Source organism: Microcoleus sp. B3-D7, from assembly GCF_036705305.1.
Lineage (GTDB): Bacteria > Cyanobacteriota > Cyanobacteriia > Cyanobacteriales > Microcoleaceae > Microcoleus.
In genome coordinates, this window is sequence record NZ_JAUBUE010000005.1 from 81,136 (window position 1) to 98,442 (window position 17,307).

Annotated in this window: 14 protein-coding genes; 7 read left to right on the forward strand and 7 right to left on the reverse strand. The window is 45.2% G+C overall.

The window, feature by feature from the left end:
* The first annotated feature begins 67 nt into the window (after positions 1-67).
* A complete protein-coding gene (locus tag QUB25_RS05875; RefSeq protein ID WP_333182354.1) occupies positions 68-1,843 on the forward strand; it encodes a hypothetical protein in 1,776 nt (591 codons plus the stop codon).
* Positions 1,844-1,951: 108 nt separating this feature from the next.
* On the opposite strand, the gene gloA is transcribed toward QUB25_RS05875, so the two are convergent.
* The 4 genes from gloA to QUB25_RS05895 all read right to left on the reverse strand — a co-directional run bounded on the left by gloA (position 1,952) and on the right by QUB25_RS05895 (position 5,509).
* The gene (gene gloA, locus QUB25_RS05880) at positions 1,952-2,380 is read right to left on the reverse strand and encodes a lactoylglutathione lyase (protein ID WP_333182355.1); all 429 of its coding nucleotides are present in this window, start codon (positions 2,378-2,380) and stop codon (positions 1,952-1,954) included.
* Between the two features lie 110 nt (positions 2,381-2,490).
* Positions 2,491-3,003: a cupredoxin domain-containing protein gene (locus tag QUB25_RS05885; protein WP_333060709.1), complete on the reverse strand. Its 513-nt coding sequence runs from the start codon at positions 3,001-3,003 to the stop codon at positions 2,491-2,493.
* Positions 3,004-3,022: 19 nt separating this feature from the next.
* On the reverse strand, positions 3,023-5,278 hold the full coding sequence (locus tag QUB25_RS05890; protein ID WP_333182356.1) for a heavy metal translocating P-type ATPase: 2,256 nt from the start codon (positions 5,276-5,278) through the stop codon (positions 3,023-3,025).
* A gap of 36 nt (positions 5,279-5,314) precedes the next feature.
* A complete protein-coding gene (locus QUB25_RS05895) occupies positions 5,315-5,509 on the reverse strand; it encodes a heavy-metal-associated domain-containing protein (RefSeq protein ID WP_333135789.1) in 195 nt (64 codons plus the stop codon).
* Between the two features lie 319 nt (positions 5,510-5,828).
* On the opposite strand from QUB25_RS05895, the gene QUB25_RS05900 reads away from it, so the two are divergent.
* The 5 genes from QUB25_RS05900 (at position 5,829) to QUB25_RS05920 (ending at position 12,980) form a co-directional block, all read left to right on the forward strand.
* Positions 5,829-6,548, forward strand: a complete 720-nt coding sequence (locus QUB25_RS05900; protein WP_333182357.1) for a DUF305 domain-containing protein — start codon at positions 5,829-5,831, stop codon at positions 6,546-6,548.
* A gap of 348 nt (positions 6,549-6,896) precedes the next feature.
* The gene (locus tag QUB25_RS05905) at positions 6,897-7,094 is read left to right on the forward strand and encodes a hypothetical protein (RefSeq protein WP_333182358.1); all 198 of its coding nucleotides are present in this window, start codon (positions 6,897-6,899) and stop codon (positions 7,092-7,094) included.
* 204 nt (positions 7,095-7,298) lie between these two features.
* Positions 7,299-9,257 (forward strand): efflux RND transporter periplasmic adaptor subunit, encoded by a 1,959-nt coding sequence (locus QUB25_RS05910; protein WP_333182359.1) that lies wholly within the window; start codon positions 7,299-7,301, stop codon positions 9,255-9,257.
* Positions 9,258-9,347: 90 nt separating this feature from the next.
* On the forward strand, positions 9,348-12,461 hold the full coding sequence (locus QUB25_RS05915) for an efflux RND transporter permease subunit (RefSeq protein ID WP_333182360.1): 3,114 nt from the start codon (positions 9,348-9,350) through the stop codon (positions 12,459-12,461).
* A 39-nt stretch (positions 12,462-12,500) separates the two neighbouring features.
* A complete protein-coding gene (locus QUB25_RS05920; protein ID WP_333182361.1) occupies positions 12,501-12,980 on the forward strand; it encodes a hypothetical protein in 480 nt (159 codons plus the stop codon).
* A 114-nt stretch (positions 12,981-13,094) separates the two neighbouring features.
* Here QUB25_RS05920 and QUB25_RS05925 read toward each other — a convergent pair whose 3' ends face one another.
* From QUB25_RS05925 to QUB25_RS05935, 3 genes are all read right to left on the reverse strand, one after another.
* The gene (locus tag QUB25_RS05925) at positions 13,095-14,039 is read right to left on the reverse strand and encodes an FTR1 family protein (protein ID WP_333182362.1); all 945 of its coding nucleotides are present in this window, start codon (positions 14,037-14,039) and stop codon (positions 13,095-13,097) included.
* A gap of 78 nt (positions 14,040-14,117) precedes the next feature.
* On the reverse strand, positions 14,118-15,149 hold the full coding sequence (locus QUB25_RS05930) for a helix-hairpin-helix domain-containing protein (protein ID WP_333182363.1): 1,032 nt from the start codon (positions 15,147-15,149) through the stop codon (positions 14,118-14,120).
* Between the two features lie 160 nt (positions 15,150-15,309).
* Entirely contained in the window at positions 15,310-16,314 is a 1,005-nt protein-coding gene (locus QUB25_RS05935; protein ID WP_333182364.1) for a multicopper oxidase domain-containing protein, read from the reverse strand.
* 207 nt (positions 16,315-16,521) lie between these two features.
* Here QUB25_RS05935 and rppA point away from each other — a divergent pair, with 207 nt between their 5' ends.
* The gene (rppA, locus tag QUB25_RS05940; RefSeq protein ID WP_333059243.1) at positions 16,522-17,211 is read left to right on the forward strand and encodes a two-component system response regulator RppA; all 690 of its coding nucleotides are present in this window, start codon (positions 16,522-16,524) and stop codon (positions 17,209-17,211) included.
* Positions 17,212-17,307 lie beyond the last annotated feature (96 nt).

Sequence of the window (17,307 nt, forward strand, 5' to 3'; positions counted from 1 at the left end):
AAATGTAATGCTGAATTCAGCATCCAACAACGGCCTCCATATCTAGCAATTGTCATGGCGACAAATTATGACGAGCAATATGTGGAAACTCGATCGCACTAACATCCCTGAGTCAATGGGGTGCAGCGGCAGAGCGCTAATCTTCACTCTCACTAAATATACTCAACCTTGGCAAAGAATAAACCTAGTTAAAAAAATCCTGCAACAGTGCGGCATCGAGCCTTTTGCTGAAGTTTTGGGCGTACCCAACAGCGGAATATTCAGAGAAAATATACCGGAATCCCTCAGAAAACCGCATCCGAATTTGCTGTTTCGCGCTTTGGCAATTCAGGCATTTGGGAAGGTGGGAGAGGGGCTGATATCAAGTGAGAGAAAGGCTAAAGCAAGTAATTTTAGCAAAAATCTGCTGGCGGCGTTAGAACAGGAAGCGCGAGGGGGATCGACTCCTTTAATTCGGTGGTCTGCGGCTGTTAGTATTAAGTCAATTTGGTTGGATGAAGCAGGGCAACAACAAGGCAAGGAAGGTGCTGTCAATGTCACAATCAATGCAGAGGAAATTGAGGGACGGGTTGTAGAAGAGCAAATTCAACTATTAGCAAGCAACAAATTTGCTTTGGGCGACAGCCGCAGAAATGACAGCCACAAGGAATATGATAATTGTCTCGATTTTTGGGTGTACGGCCCTAGCTGGCTGCTGCCGAGCCTGCCAATGAATGGCGACGAATATCTATTTTGGATTGATCGAGTATTTGCTGCGATCGCATTTACGGGCCCGTACAAATTGAATGCAGAAAACGATGCAGCCGCAACAAACTTTTTGGAAGGTGCGGAAAATAATTTTAATGACTGGGAGTTCTCCAAAATACTTGCCAAAATTTTTGAGTTCCTGCACCACCCGGAAGCGAGAGTTAAAAATCTAGCTGCCATTATTTTAGAACCTTACAAAGACAAGCTTGACCGAAAATCGGCGCAAATTCTGACAGCGCTTGTATATAAATTTAATATAAAATATCAGCCCTTAGAATGTATGACTATTCCCGAAATAGAGAAGTGCAAAGCGTCACTGTATCTAGATCAAATGGAAATTGACAAGGTGTATAGTGAGGCTTTGGCGCTGTGCGGCGATCGGGATGTCGAACTCGCAAGTTTATTGTCAGCTAAACAAAGGGAATCCCAAAATACTCTAGAGGAGCATATCAACAATCTCAGCAAGTTAGTTAAGTCAATCATAAATTGCCAGAGCTTGTTAGATGCTAATAGGGAACTTTTGTATTTGACTGTAGATCGGCTGGAAAAATGGGATTACACTCTAGACAATAAACTGGCGGCGCACCGCAAACAAATCCAAAACCTGAGCTTGGATAAAAGTACATCCGAGCAGTGCATAAACCTCGACAATGAACTCAATTATATCAGAGATGGTTTGCAGTATACTTTGTATGAAATTACCTCAAATATTAACAGCCAAATTAGAGAGTTAGAACTTTCTGCGTCCAAAAATAGCAAGACTGCAACAGATATGTTTAAGTGGACGTGGCTATTATTCAGGGTGGGGTTTTCAGTAGGGCTGTTTTTGTATTTATCGGATTTAGTGATTAAGTGGATATTCGCGGTCAGCTACACAAGCGAATTTCTAGTTTATTGGACTATTTTATTTAGTGTGATCGTAGTATTTTTGTTAGTGTTAGCTATATTTTTTTCGGGTATCGCTGCTTTAGACCAGCGCCGAGAATCTAAATTAATTCCTAAATTTGATAGCTTAAGCCAAATAGGGAGCAGTTTTTCTATATTGTGGCAAAAAATTTATTTGCAGCAGTTTGTACCGTCGGTGCGATCGAATTAAAAGTTTCAGTTGACAGTTGACAGTTGACAGTTGTGGGTACGACTGTTGTCAAAAGGAAAACGGAAGAGGGAAGATAGTTTTTCCTTCCCCTTCCCCCTCTTAAGAAAGTTAGGATGCGGTTGTTGCTGCTACTTTCTGGGTGTTGCTACCTTGATTTGCCAGTTGAATTAATTCAACTTTATATCCATCTGGGTCTTGCACAAAAGCGATGACTGTTGAACCGTGCTTCATCGGGCCGGGTTCGCGACTAACTTTACCGCCGCGGGCTTTAATTTCATCGCAAGTACCGTAAATGTCGTCAACGCCGATCGCAATATGACCGTAAGCATCCCCCAAATTGTACTCTGTGACGCCCCAGTTGTATGTTAATTCCAAAACTGTAGTGTCGGATTCATCGCCGTAGCCCACAAAAGCCAGAGTAAATTTACCGTCTGGATAGTCCTTTTGCCGCAGCAATTTCATGCCCAGAACCTCAGTGTAAAATTTGAGGGATTCTTCCAGGTTGCCGACTCGGAGCATCGTGTGTAGTAGTTGCATTTAGCTCACTCCAAATTTTTTAAGCTTTCATCTATTTTAGCGATTTCTTGCTGAAAAAACTCGCGCCTCAACCGTCGCAATTGCCGCAGGTTGACAACTGTCTATTTGATTTAGCTTTGTACTTCCACCACACCCCTAAACATATTCATACCGCAAGTAAATAGGTATCGTCCAGGTTTTTGAGGGGTAAATTCAACAGCAGTTACCTGATTTAGAGGTAATTCTCGCACAATGTGAAAATCTGGTAACAACACTTTTTCAAGACAACTGTTGGGGTCGCGCCTCAAGAAATTGAGCCTGACTAATTGACCTGCTTTCACAACTACAGTGGCAGGCTCATAACCCCCGTCTACAGTAATAGTCAACTCTTGTATCCCCTGAATATATTCAGCTTTCTGCCCTTTAGATTTACTGAACAAAAACCACCACAAGTCCAAACCAATTAATGTTAAACCACCTATTGTGACGCCAACTTTTAAACCTAGTGGCTGTTCAATGCTGCGGAATTGAGTCGTTGAAGTAGAATGCTGGACGGACATTTTGGAAGCTTGAACTCCCGATGCCATTCCCATCACAAGTCCTAAACTCGCGAGACTTCCCCAAATTTGACTAGGCTGTAACATTTTTATAATTACTCCAAATTTATGCACTAGATTTGGCTTGAAAATTCCGCAATCGCAAAGCATTAGTAACTACAGAGACTGAACTGAAAGCCATTGCTGCACCGGCGATAATTGGATTTAGCAGCCAGCCGAAAATGGGGTACAAAATGCCCGCCGCGATCGGTATTCCAGCGATGTTGTAAATAAACGCAAAAAACAGATTCTCGCGGATGTTCCGCATGGTGGCGCGGGAAAGTTTAATTGCTGTAACTATGCCTTGCAAATCGCCTGAAATTAAGGTAATGTCGCTGGCGGCGATCGCCACATCGGTGCCGGTGCCGATCGCAATTCCCACGTCTGCTAAGGCCAAAGCCGGCGCGTCGTTAATCCCGTCTCCCACCATCGCGACAATTTTTCCTCCGCGTTGCAGGGCTTGGATTTGAGCTGCTTTTTGGTCGGGTCTAACTTCGGCAAAAACGCGAGTAATGCCCACGGATTGGGCGATCGACTCCGCAGTCGCGCGGTTGTCGCCCGTCAGCATCGCTACCTCCAAACCGAGTTTTTGAAGAGCTTTCACCGCCTGCGCGGACGATGGTTTGAGAGCATCCGCAATGCCCAGAATTGCCTCTATTTGGCCTTCTACAGCCATCCAAACAACCGTTTTGCTCGCTGCTTCTAAAGCTCTCCCGCGCAGTTCCAGATATTCAGTATCGCAGCCTAGTTCCTGCATCCACCTCAGCGTTCCCAGGGCGATCGACTTTCCGCCTACAACCCCTCGAACACCACTTCCCGCGATCGCCTCAAAATCCTTAACATCCGTCAAATTAACCTCTTGAGATTGAGCGTACCTCACAACAGCTTCCCCCAAAGGATGCTCCGAATTTCGTTCTACAGACGCCGCCAATTTCAGCAAATTTAACTCATTGCTGTTCGCCGTTCCTTTAATTGTCACAAAATCAGTTACAGTCGGCTTACCTTCGGTGAGAGTTCCTGTTTTATCTAACACGATAATTTGGAGTTTGTGAGCCAATTCTAAACTTTCGGCTCCTTTAATTAAAATTCCCTTTTCTGCACCTTTACCAGTTCCCACCATCACAGCAGTCGGAGTTGCCAAACCCAAAGCGCAGGGACAGGCAATAATCAGCACTTCCACCATTGTCACTGTGGCTAGAGTGAAGTTTCCAGTCGCGTTAAACCAGATAATAAAAGTAGCTAAAGCGATGGCAATTACTGCGGGAACAAACCAAGCAGTCACTTGGTCTGCTAACTTTTGAATCGGTGCTTTTGAACCCTGCGCGTCCTGCACCATCTTGACAATTTGAGCTAGAAATGTATCTTTGCCAACTCTTGTCGCCCGAAATTTGAAGCTGCCAGTTTTGTTAATTGTGGCTCCGATAACTTCGTCGCCAAGCTGCTTTTTAACGGGCAAACTTTCTCCCGTAACCATTGCTTCGTCTACTGTGGAAGAGCCTTCAATAACATCTCCATCTACGGGGATTTGCTCTCCCGGACGCACCTGCACGACATCGCCAATTTCCACTTGGGCGATCGGCACTTCCAACTCTTCCCCGTTGCGAATTATCCGAGCAGTTTTTGCTTGCAAACCCATGAGTTTGCGAATTGCCTCCGAAGTCTCTCCCTTCGCGCGATTTTCTAGGGTTTTCCCCAACAAAATTAAGGCGATAACGCTGGCGGCTACTTCGTAGTAAACGCTAGGAGTCAAACCTTGAGCCGTTAAGAAACCGGGAAAAAATGTCACAAATACAGAATAAAAGTAAGCAGCACTCGTTCCCAAGGCAATCAAGGTATCCATTGTCGCAACGCGCCGTTTTAGGGATTTCCAAGCTCCTACATAAAACGATTTGCCGCACCAAAACTGTACGGGGGAGGTCAGGACTAATTGCAGCCAAAAATTGTGCAGCCATGCGGGAATAAATGGCAGGTGCAAGCCGGTCATCGCTGGAATAGCGCCCACAACCAGCAGGATGCTTATGATACCTGCTGTCCAGAGTTTCCGCTGCAAGGTTTGAGATTCAGATTTGCGATCGGCTTGTTCGGAATCATCCTCTGCCGCCGCCATTTCTTGAAGCGGCAAAGCTTGGTATCCCGCATCATCAACCGCCGATTGAATTGTTTCTAAGTTGGTTTGCTTGGAGTCGTATTGGATGGTTGCTTGTTCCATCCCAAAATTGACACGACACTCAAGTACGCCGGGAACAGATTGAATTGCTTGTTCGATAGAGGAAGCACAAGAAGCACAACTCATGCCCCGCAATTTAAGTGTGAGATTGTCCATGTATGCCATCCTCAATGAGACATTTACCCTTTGTCTTTAAATAGTTGGATAGCCCGCCGATGCGATCGCTTTCCTAACTTCACTTTCCGACTTAGCGGTTTGAATCGTGACCAATTTTGTCTTGAGATCTGCCTCAACACCAGCGGCTGAGTCAATGGCTTGGACTGCTTTTGTTATTGTATTCGCACAAGCAGAACAAGCCATCTTAGGAACTTTTAGCTGTAAAGTCATAGTTTGAACCTCAGCAGAAACTACTCTGCTCAATAAATGAATTAACTCCATTGTAAAGTCTCCTGTTCACTGGAGAGTCAAGAGGAATTGCGAAATAAATCAGAAATTCTCAAAAAAGTGGTTTGACACGCTACCCATAGGGGTAAGGCGCGCACTGTGCACCCTACATAATTCGGTTGTCAGTCCTGTAAATCTTAAATTTGAGTTCGATCGACGCCACAGCAATAATTCTTTACAATTCCGAGGCAAAAATTTCATCCTAATTTCATTTATATGTGGAAAGCTGAAGATAAATGGCCGTTTTAAGGATATAAAATCGATGAAACCAATTTCATTAAAAACAGGCTTTGCAGCCCTGATATTGACCGCCACAGCCGCTTTAACCAGCGGAGTGCTTGCAGCTTGTTCAAAAGCCCCTTCCAGTGAAACTCCAGCCCCAAACGTTACGGCTGCAACCGAAGCAAACAACAAGCAAAACGTGGCCCAAGGTGGCATGAATCATGGCATGGATCATGGCACGAATCACGATATGTCAATGGATTTAGGCCCTGCTGATGCCGACTACGATTTGCGATTTATTGATGGCATGACAGTACACCATCAAGGTGCTGTAAACATGGCAAAAGAGGTGCTGAATAAATCAAAACGCCCGGAAATGAAAAAACTTGCCACTGATATAATTGCTGCTCAAAACCGCGAAATCAATCAAATGAAAGAGTGGCGAAAAGCTTGGTATCCCAAAGCCAGCAGTACCCCGATGGCTTATCACGCTCCAATGGGTCACATGATGGCAATGACTCCCGAACAAATGCAAAGCATGATGATGAGCATGGATTTAGGGGCCGCTGACGACCAATTTGACTTGCGATTTATTAATGCGATGATTCCTCACCACGAAGGAGCTTTAGTGATGGCTGAAGATGCTTTGAAGAAGTCAAAACGCCCGGAAATGAAGAAATTGTCTCAAGAAATTCTGACTTCGCAAAAGCAAGAAATTGAGCAAATGAAACAGTGGCGGCAAACTTGGTATAAACAGTAATTTAGCTCACCTCAACAAAACGTGACCCAAATCCCCAAAATGAGTGACCTTAATCACAGTAGCTCAATAGTTAAGAAAATACTTGCTTCACAAAAGCAAGAAATTGAGCAAATGAAAAAGTCGCGACAACCTTGGTAGACAAAGTAATGTAGCTCGACTGTGGCTGTCAGCATTTGTCTGACTCCACCTCAGTTCCCTGAGAGTACCTACACCTACTGTAGATAATTGAACCGCCTTACCTCTAAAGTAGTAGAAAGTTACGTAAAAATACTGTAGACAATTGCTCAGCCCTACCTCTAAAGTAATAGATAGGTCAGCAAAAAGCTATATACATAGAGAGGGTAGTTTATGATATTGAATACCTTGGAATTAAACAGCACTTATAAATCAAATGCAGCCGTAGATGAGCTACGGAGCGAATTGAGAAAAGAAATTGCAGCGCCAGCAGAGATAAAAAAACCGGAAAAAAATATACAGCAAAATCGCTTGTCATTAGGCGAAACTTATCTTCGTATTTTAGAATCGGGTGGGCATCTGGGCTGTTGATTCAAAATTTTATCCTAATTTCATCCTAATTTCATTTGACCGTGAAATACTAGGTTGAGTAGAGCATTTCTAGCTCTTGGTCATTGCTTAGCGGTCGCTTCTTGGAAAATGCTAATAAGTAACTTTACTTAAGGGGTATCACTTACTTACCTTGGCAAAATACCAACTGCTAAACCTGTGGCACTCAACCTGATTTCAAGGACAATGCCAACGATGATATTCCACAAATATGCTCAGTGTTCGGCAATTATTAGCAGCTTGTCGGGAAGTTTGCTCAGCCTAATTTTGCTAAGTTCTCCTGCCGCTGTTTTTGCCCACGCTGGCCACGGAGATGAATTTCAGCATAGCGACGAAGCAACTGAAACTTCTACTGCTATTTCTGTAGATGCCGCAACAGCAAAACGATTAGGAATTAAAGTTTCCCCTGCTGCTCGCCAGCGGCTAGATATCGGCATCAAAACCACAGGACAAATTGAAACTTTACCCAACGAAAAAGTAGAAGTTACGGCTCCTGTTGCTGGGAAAGTAATAGAGTTGCTGGTTAAGCCTGGGGACAAAGTATCAAAAGGCCAACCCGTTGCGGTGTTATCGAGTTCAGAATTAGGACAGTTGCGGGTTGAATCTCTCTCGAAACGTGCCGAAGCTGAGGCAGATTTGCAGCAAGCGGAAGGCGATCTCAAACTAGCACGAGAAAATTACGATCGCCAACTTCAAATATCCGCAGCAGAAATCGCCCAAGCCAAAACCCAATTGACAGCGGTAACTAAGCAGTACCAACAAGAACAAGAATTAGTAAACAAGCGTTCTGTGGTGCAAGCCGCTAAAGAAAACTATCAGCGTCAAGTTGAAATAGCGCAAGCAGAAATAGCGCGGGCAGAAACTGAACTGACAGTAGCTAAAGAACAGTTCGATCGCGACAAAGAATTAGTGGCATCAGGAGCGATCGCGCGGCGCACAATGCTGGAATCGCAAGCCCACTTCGCCGAAGCACAAGCCGCTGTTGCTAAAGCAAAAAGCCGTCCTGAAGTTATCAAAGCCCAAACCGAAATTAAACAAGCCGAAGTAGACCTCCCAATGCGGGAATTGCGGGAATCTCAAGGCAGAGTAGCAGAAGCAAAAGCTCAACTTACCAGAGCTCAGAGCCGCCGGGAAGTCCTAGAAGCCGAGAACCAAGTCAAACGCGGCCAAACTGCCGTCGAAGTCGCTCAGTCGCGTATTCGCTTGGCTGACGCAGCCTATCAAGCGCGGCTCCAACAATTAGGAACTGCTGCCAACGATCGAGGACTCGTTACCGTAGTGGCTCCGATTTCGGGGACGGTAGCCGATCGCGAAATCACCCCAGGAGAGTCAGTAGACGCTGAAAAACCGTTGATGAGTCTGTTAAATGACAGCCGCGTTTTTGCCACAGCCAATATTTACGAAAAAGACCTGAATCAAGTAAAACAGGGTCAGGAAGTCAGGGTAAAAGTCGCTAATTTACCCGATCGCACTTTCAAGGGAAAAATCGCCTTAATTGGGTCATCCGTGGAAGGAGAAACGCGGGTTGTGCCGGTGAAAGCAGAACTAGATAATATTAACGGCGAATTAAAGCCAGGACTATTTGCTGAGTTGGAGATTTTAACCGACAAAACTGCAACAAATATTTTAGCAATTCCGAGTGAGGCAGTAGTGGATGTTAGCGGTAAAAAAACCGTTTACGTCCAAAATGGCAATGCTTATCAAGCTGTTGAAATTGAACTCGGTCAAACTGCCGGAGATTTAGTTGAAGTTAAGAGGGGTTTATTCGAGGGAGATTTGATAGTAACGCAGCGAGCACCTCAACTTTACGCACAATCTTTGCGGGGCGGCAGCCATAAACACTCAGAAGAGGAGGAAAAGAAAGAGGCAACTCCAAAGGTAACAGAGGTTAATTTTAATAATTTACCCGTGTCTTTATGGTGGGCGGGAATAGGGGGAGGAGTTGCGATAGCCTCCCTGACTTTCACAGCGGGTGTGTTGTGGGGAAATCGACGCAAATTGCCAGCAATAGCAGCGGATTCTGGAAACAATGCTGCAAATAATGGTTTTTCCGCTTCTACATCGACCTGGGACGATGAATTGCTATTACACAATGACAACCATCACGTTAAAACTCCAGAGGCAGAAGTCAAGAGTTTGAAGTAACAGCACGACACAGAAGTCACGGATACACGGATAGCTGTTTTTATCAATGCCCAATGCCCAATTCCCAATGCCCAATTCCCAAATTATTAAATGTTCAGCACAATTCTCAGATGGGTAATTAACCGTCGCTGGCTAGTCGTTGTCGCCACCATTATTGTTAGTCTGTGGACATTTTCTATCATCCCCCAAATGTCGCTTGATGTCTTCCCTCCTTTTGCACCCCCGCAAGTCGAAATTCAGACGGAAGCACCGGGGCTCGCGCCGGAAGAAATCGAGTCTTTGGTAACACTGCCGATCGAAAGTGCAATTAATGGAACTCCTGGGGTGACAGCAGTGCGATCGTCTTCGGCTGTGGGCCTTTCTGCGGTTAAGGTAATCTTTGATTGGGGAACTGAAATTTATCAAGCGCGGCAGTTGATAACAGAACGGTTACAGCAAGCGCAAAGCAAACTCCCGGCTGGGGTAGAAACACCGCAAATTTCTCCGACAACTTCTCCTGTCGGCACTGTTATTACCTATGCTTTTACATCAGAAACTACTCCTTTGATGGAAGTGCGCCGTCTGGTTGATTGGCAAGTCACAAATCGGCTTCTGGCAGTGACTGGCGTTGCTCAAGTGGTGGCTTACGGCGGCGAAGAAAGGCAGTATCAAGTATTAGTAGAACCTGCAAAGTTGAAAGCTTTTAATGTGTCGTTGCAGCAAGTAGCTGAAGCGGCGGCGGCTGCGAATGTTAACGCGCCGGGGGGGTATTTAATTACGCCGGATCGAGAAACTTTAATCCGGGGGGTGGGGCGGATTGAGTCTCTGGAAGATTTGCAGCAATCGGCGATCGCCTCTCGGCAAGGAACGCCCGTCAGAATTGGTGATGTAGCTGATGTCAAGATTGGTGCTGCCATCAAGCGGGGCGACGGCAGTTTTAACGGTAAAAAAGCTGTAATTGTGATGGTAAACAGACAGCCAGTTGCTGATACTCCGACGGTAACTAAAGCGGTTGAGGCAGCAATGGCTGAGGTGCAGCAAGCTCTGCCAAAAGATATTAAAGTTACTGTGACTTTTCGACAGGAAGAATATATTAATTCGTCGGTGGAGAATGTGCGATCGGCTTTAGTTGAAGGCAGCATCATTGTCACCCTTATTCTCATCCCGTTTTTGATGAATTGGCGCACTCTGGCGGTTGTTTTGCTGGATTTCTTTCTGACTTGGCTGTTGGCGCTGCTGGCGATGTATTGGTTGGGGCTGGGGCTGAATACGATGACTTTGGGTGGTTTGTCGGTGGCGATCGGCACTGCGATCGACGATGCGATCGTCTATGCCGAAAATACCTACCGCAACTTGAGAGAAAATAGGTCTTCGCTTCATCCGCGCCCGGTGATGGATGTGATTTTTGATGGCAGTCAGGAGGTGCGCGATTCGTTAATTGGAGCGACTGTTATTGGCATTGTGGTGTTTTCGCCAATTTTTACTTTGCCCGGTGTAGAAGGTAGGATTTTTACGCCGATGGGGATTACTTATTTGGTAGTTGTTGTAATTTCTAGTCTAGAATCGCTGTTAATATCTCCGGCCCTTTGCGCTATTTTGTTGCCTACCAAACGTATGAGTGCTGCGGAACCTTGGCTGCCGAGATTTTGCAAGCGCCTCTATCATTTTTTTATACAATTGTCAATGCGATTTTCGGGGATTATTTTAGCTTTAGCTGCTGCTAGCATGGTGGCTGCATTAATTATTTTGCCTTCCTTTGGACGGGTGTTTTTACCGGAGTTTCAGGAGCAAACTTTGGTGAATACTATTATGCTTTATCCTGGCGTGTCTTTGGAAACAACAGATAGCGCGGCTTTTGCTATTGAAGATGCACTTAAGGATGATAGCAGGTTTGAATACGTGCAAGTGCGATCGGGCAGAGCTCCGGGAGATGCTGATGCTGCGGGAGTTAATTTAGCTCACATTGATATCGGTTTGAGCGAGGCAGGGATGAAAAATCGGCCGAAAACTTTGGAGTCGCTGCGGCAGGAATTTGCTAAATTGCCGGGAGTTGCACCAAATATTGGCGGTTTTATTTCTCACCGGATGGATGAGGTTTTATCTGGTGTTAGAAGTCAGATTGCTGTCAAAATCTTTGGCCCGGATTTGGATCAACTTCGCAGCATCGGTGCCCAAGTTGAAGAGCAAATGAAAACCGTTGAGGGAATTGTGGATTTGCAACTCGAACCGCAGGTGCCAGTGCAACAAGTTCAAATTAAGTTTAACCGTCAAGCTGCGGGTAGATACGGTTTGAAAATCGGAGAGCTTTCTGAAATAATTGAGACAGCTTTAAACGGCAAAGTAGTTTCTCAAGTTTTGGAGGTGCAGCAAACTTTTGATTTAGTTGTGTGGTTGCAGCCTGAAGCTCGAAATAACTTAGAAACTATTCAGAATTTGCTGGTTGATACTCCCAGCGGCAACAAGATTCCCCTCGCCCAAGTTGCTACAGTAAAATACGGTACTGGCCCAAATACGATTAACCGTGAGAATGTTTCTCGCTTGATTGTGGCGGCTGCTAATGCTAAAGGTAGGGATTTGCGATCGGTTGTGAATGAAATTCAAGCTAAAGTAAAACGAGAGGTGGAGTTGCCTTTTGGCTATTTTATCCAGTACGGCGGTCAATTTGAAGCTGAGCAAAGAGCTTCGCAAAATATTATGATATTTAGTGCGATCGCCTTTTTGGTAATTACAGTATTGATGTACTTGTCCGTCAAGTCTATCGCTTCAACTGCTATGATTATGATTAATTTGCCGATCGGATTAGTGGGAGGAGTAATTGCGGTAGCTTTGACGGGCGGCATCATCTCTGTAGCTTCCCTGGTTGGCTTTGTCACATTATTCGGCGTTGCTACCCGTAACGGCTTGCTTTTAGTAGACAACTACAACACTAAATTTGCCGAGGGAATGCCTTTTAAGGAAGCAATTATAAAAGGCTCGATGGAACGGCTCAACGCCATCCTGATGACGGCTTTAACTTCAGCTTTGGGTTTAGCACCTTTAGTCTTTGAAGGTGGGGCGGGCAAGGAAATTTTGCAACCGCTGTCAGTAGTAGTTTTAGGAGGGTTATTTACTTCTACAGCCTTAACTCTGTTAGTTTTGCCAGCTTTGTATGCTCAATTTGGGCAATTTTTACTACCTCAAGAACCTCAGCCAGTTATTGAAGAGGGGAAGAGAGTTAATGTGTGATATTTTCTAATTATTGTCAGTCAGCAAGGAGTCAAACCAATGAAATCGCTCAAGTCAAATTTAATTGTTCTAGGTAGTGTCGGATTGCTGTTTTTGGGAGCTTGCAGTAAAGGCGACCAAGCAAGCGATCCAAATAGCACTCCAGCCTCCCCTCCTGTCGCCTCTCAACCTGCGTCTTCTACTCCCGCCACTGCTCCTGCAACAGCAACTAAAGGGGGGCAAGTTGTTCAGTCTGGAGCTTACTATTTAGAGTTTGTAACTGAAAAAGAAGCTACCGGAACTCATTTAGATGTTTTTTTGCAAAAAGGGCAGAAAAAGGAACCAGTTCCTAACGCCAAAGTGACGGCTCAAGTGCAGTTGCCGAATGGAAAGCAGCAAACCCTAGCTCTCAAGTATGATGCTGAGGGCAAACATTACGCTGTGGTGTTTCCCGGCAAAGATGCAGGAAGTTATCCCGTGAAAGTGACTGCGGATATTAACGGAGAAAAAGTTGACGGTCGTTTTACCTTCAATCAATAGATAGCTGATTTCCTAATGCGCTCTAAGTTATGGGCGCATTAGTTATTAGCAACAAACAACTGCCTCCTGCATTTCCACTAAAAAGCCGATCGTATTTCGCTCGCACTTAATTTCCTATTTACTTGCCTGGGTTTTTTTGAATGGGAAAAACACTCGACCTGCCAAACTTTGGAAGTAGATGCCGCCGACGGTAATTAAAAAGACGAAATAAGCGATCGCCTGCACGACATAGAGCTTATCCGTGTAGCCAAACAGCGCACTCAACAACAAACCTGGAAACTTGTCTTCGGGAAGCAGTTGCGAGGTATTCCAGACCATCGGCCCGAGAATGCAAGAATGGATTTTAGTAAATCTTTCGTAATAGAAACACATTGCTGCTGATTCGCGATTTGTTTGCGATAAAATATTTATCGCGCTGTCAAAGAGTCCCAAAGTAGATACCACTAAACCCGCTACAATGAAGAGCAATAAAATGCCCATATATTTGAAAAACAGGCGGATATTAATTTTGACTCCCCATTTAAACAGCAGGACACCAAGTCCGGTGGCTGAGAGAATGCCGCCCAAAGCGCCGATGGCTGGAATAATGCCTTGTTGAAACTTGGCGACGACAAACAAAACAGTTTCAAACCCTTCGCGCAAAACAGCAATAAAAACTAAACTAAATACGCCCCAACCGGCATGAGAGTTTTGCGTTAAAGCAGCACTTACAGCGCCTTCAACTTCGGCTTTCATAAATCGCGCTTGCTTGGTCATCCAAATCAGCATCCAACTCAGCATTGCGATCGCTATCAGCCCAAAGATTGCTTCTAGCAGCAATTCCATAATCGGTGCAAAAGGCTGATTGGATGCGGACAAAATTTGCATCGTCCAGACCAACAGTACACCTATCAAAGCGCTGGCAATAAGTCCAACCCCAACACCCCCAAAAACCCAAGGGCTTAAATAGCTTTGTCCCGACTTTTTGAGGCAAGCGAGAACGATTCCGACAACTAAGGCGGCTTCGACTCCTTCGCGGAGAGTAATTACAAATGTGGGCAATGCTTCGCTAAAATTCATCTTTTTAGTTGAGGTAATATCTGGAGGTAATTGGTAATTTGTTTTACCAATTACCGTTGGCGGTTTGAGTTAACTTTTTTAAGATGCGGGTTTGAGAACTTTTTGGCTGTCGCTTTCGATCGCTTTAACTAGCTGGTTGACTTGTTCGGTGGTTTTTACGGGGGCTGCCGGCGCGATCGCACTGGGCCAACTTGTCTTAAGTTCAGTCATGTTGGCAACAATTGCTTTATCGATTTGCGGGCTAGTTTTAGCCACTTGCTCGGCGATATCTTTGTACAGGCTTTCCGCGTACATGACAAAACCCCGCGAATCTTGGTATTCAATAATTGCGGAAATTTTGCCGTTAGCAACTGCCGCTCCGTATTCGGAATTAGCTGTATCCAACAAGCCGTTAATCACTTGCAGCACGAATTTCGGATCTTTTCGCTGCGTTTCGGGAAGGGCGGCAATTGCTCCATCAACTGCTTGCATTGATGTGGTAAATTCCGCCTTGACTTGAGCCGGATCTTTTGCACCCGCTTTAACTAAATCCTGCAATTTAATTAAAGTAGCCTTAAATTCAGGAATTTTACGCTCGTTTAGCTGATCTTCCACATCGGCATAAATTTCTTCGACTGGATGCCCGATGTGCGGTTCTGCCTGGTCTGGTTTGCCTTGATCCAAGAGTTCTTGGGCTACGAAAAGATGCCCTTTCATCAAGCCAAGTTTAGTCATGTAGTCTACATCTTTGGGTTCGCCTGTCAGCACCACATTTTCAATAGTTACCAAGTCTTTGATTTGGTCGAATTGCGCTTGAGTAATGACATTTTTTGAAACCAATTCTTCGACTTTTCCGTAAGGGCGGCTGGCTTGAATTTTGTTAGAAAGTGCCGGCACTCCTAACTTGGCTTCGAGTTTATCTAACTCTGAAAGAATGGCAGTATTGATGTTGATGCCGCCTTTTTTGCCGCCGTGATGCCCGCTGTGACCGCTTGTGGATGCGGGACTGGCTGTGGCAGCGGGTGAGGGTGTACTGTCGGTGTTGCTGGCTGTGGGGGAAGCGCAACCAGCTAGAGCAACGAGGATGGCTGTAGCAGTGACTCTAGGTAATAAACGAAATGTGGATAACATGGCAGTTGCTAATTTTTACGTTATGTGCATTTGGTTTCGCAAGTTATTAAGAATAATTCTCAATTATTTGCGAGCTATTCATTCTACCTATTTGCGATCGAGCTTGTCAAATAATTTCATACTTTATTTGAATCGGCGCACCCTGGTAGCAGGATGTGGTTTAAGTGATGACATCAAATACCCCCATGCAGCCAGCTTCGGCGATCGCATCTTGATGGGGATGAAACATAAATTTTCCAGCGTAGCCGTAGGTAAATTCTAAAATATGCCGTTCAGCTACTCCCATTGTGATTACATCGGTTCTTTCACTGGGAGTTAAAGTCATTCCCGTGCGATATACGTCAAAAAAGTTGGCGTGCAGGTGGAAGGTTACTGCCGCTTCGTACTCAATCAGGTTGAGAACGTACAGCCGGATTAGCTGATTTCTGTAAATAGGGATCGGGTTATTCATGTAATAATTGGGCAACCCGTTAAAAGCGTAAAGTTCGTTTTTTTCGTCGTCGTTTACGTCGTATCCTCCCATGATTAATAAGATTTCATCGGCGGGAGGGCGGGGTTTTGGCGGATCGATGATGAACATTCCATATAGTCCCTTACCTACATGGCGAGTTACGGGTTCAATATGGCAGTGATATAGATGCAATCCGTAAGGATTGGCATCGAATTCATAAATAAATACCGAACCGTTTTTCACTGGTTTAACGCCATCCATTTCGCTGGTATGAACGCCGTGAAAGTGCAGCGAATGAGAATGTCCGGCTTTGTTATAAAAAATGACGCGGATTCGATCGCCCTCTGTTGCCCTCAATGTCGGCCCCGGCACGCGATTGTTCACGTTCCAGGTGTTGAAAGCGACGGCGCTGTTAAGTTGGACGATCGAAGTATTAGCTTCCAGGCGAAATTCCCGAACCGTGCGCCCGTTTTCGCGCGTCACCGTGCCGTAATCAAAATCCCGCGCAATTTGCATCGGGTTAATATTGCTGACGGTGAGTGCATCTGCGGGGATGGGCGGTATTCTCGCGACTGATGTCGGTTTGCGAGTCAAGTTTTGAAGTGCGATCGCGCCACCCGCTACCCCAGCCCCAGCTATTCCTAGCTGTAGCAGTTGGCGGCGACTCCAGCGCCCAGCCTTTTTAATGGCGGGACGATCGGATAAATCTGTCATAACTTATTGAAAATTTTTCTCAAAAATTTACTCGTGGTAGATTATAAGACATTACCAGCTTGTTGTCAATTATTGTCAACTGTTCTCTTTTTCTGCGAATTCAGAATATTTCATGCTGATTTCATCTCAGTATGTGAGCTTAAAGATTGGGGTAGATGCTGCCGATCGCTAACAATGTATAAGGATTTACCGCTATAAATTAGAGTTATGAGAGTTTTGTTAGTTGAAGATGAGCCAGATTTAGGGAAAGCGATCGATCGCACTTTAAAGCAGGAAAAATATATAGTTGATTGGGCGCTAGATGGCAGTGAAGCTTGGGAATATTTAGACAGTCAGTGGACGCAATATAACCTAGCTATTTTTGACTGGTTGCTACCAGGATTGTCAGGATTGGAACTGCTGCGGAGATTGCGTGCTAAAAATAGCGCACTGCCCGTTTTGATGCTAACAGCCAAAGACCGAATGGAAGATAAAGTTGCGGGACTAGATGCCGGGGCTGACGATTATTTAGTTAAACCGTTTGGAATGGCGGAACTGTTAGCAAGATTGCGGGCTTTGCAAAGGCGATCGCCCCAAATTCAACCGCAACAGCTACAGGTAGGAAATCTGGTTTTGGACTGCGGAAATCGAACTGTGTGCCATCTCGATCGAAGTGGCAACAGCCAGATAATTGCTCTAACAAACAAAGAGTTTCAACTGCTAGAATACTTTATGAAACATCCCAACCAAATTATCACCACTGACCAAATTCGGAATCAGCTATGGGAGGCGAGTGCAGATACCTTTAGCAATGTGGTAGCAGCTCAAGTGCGCTTGCTGCGACGCAAACTTGAGTCGGTTGGCGGCGCGAATTTAATTGAAACCGTTCACGGCGTCGGATACCGCATGAGAAATTAAAGTAGGGCGGGTTTTCCGGTTGCCCCCACAATAAAATTTAATTTTTGTGGGACAGGCATCTTGCCTGTTCTTAACAATTAGAGGACTAAGGCCAAC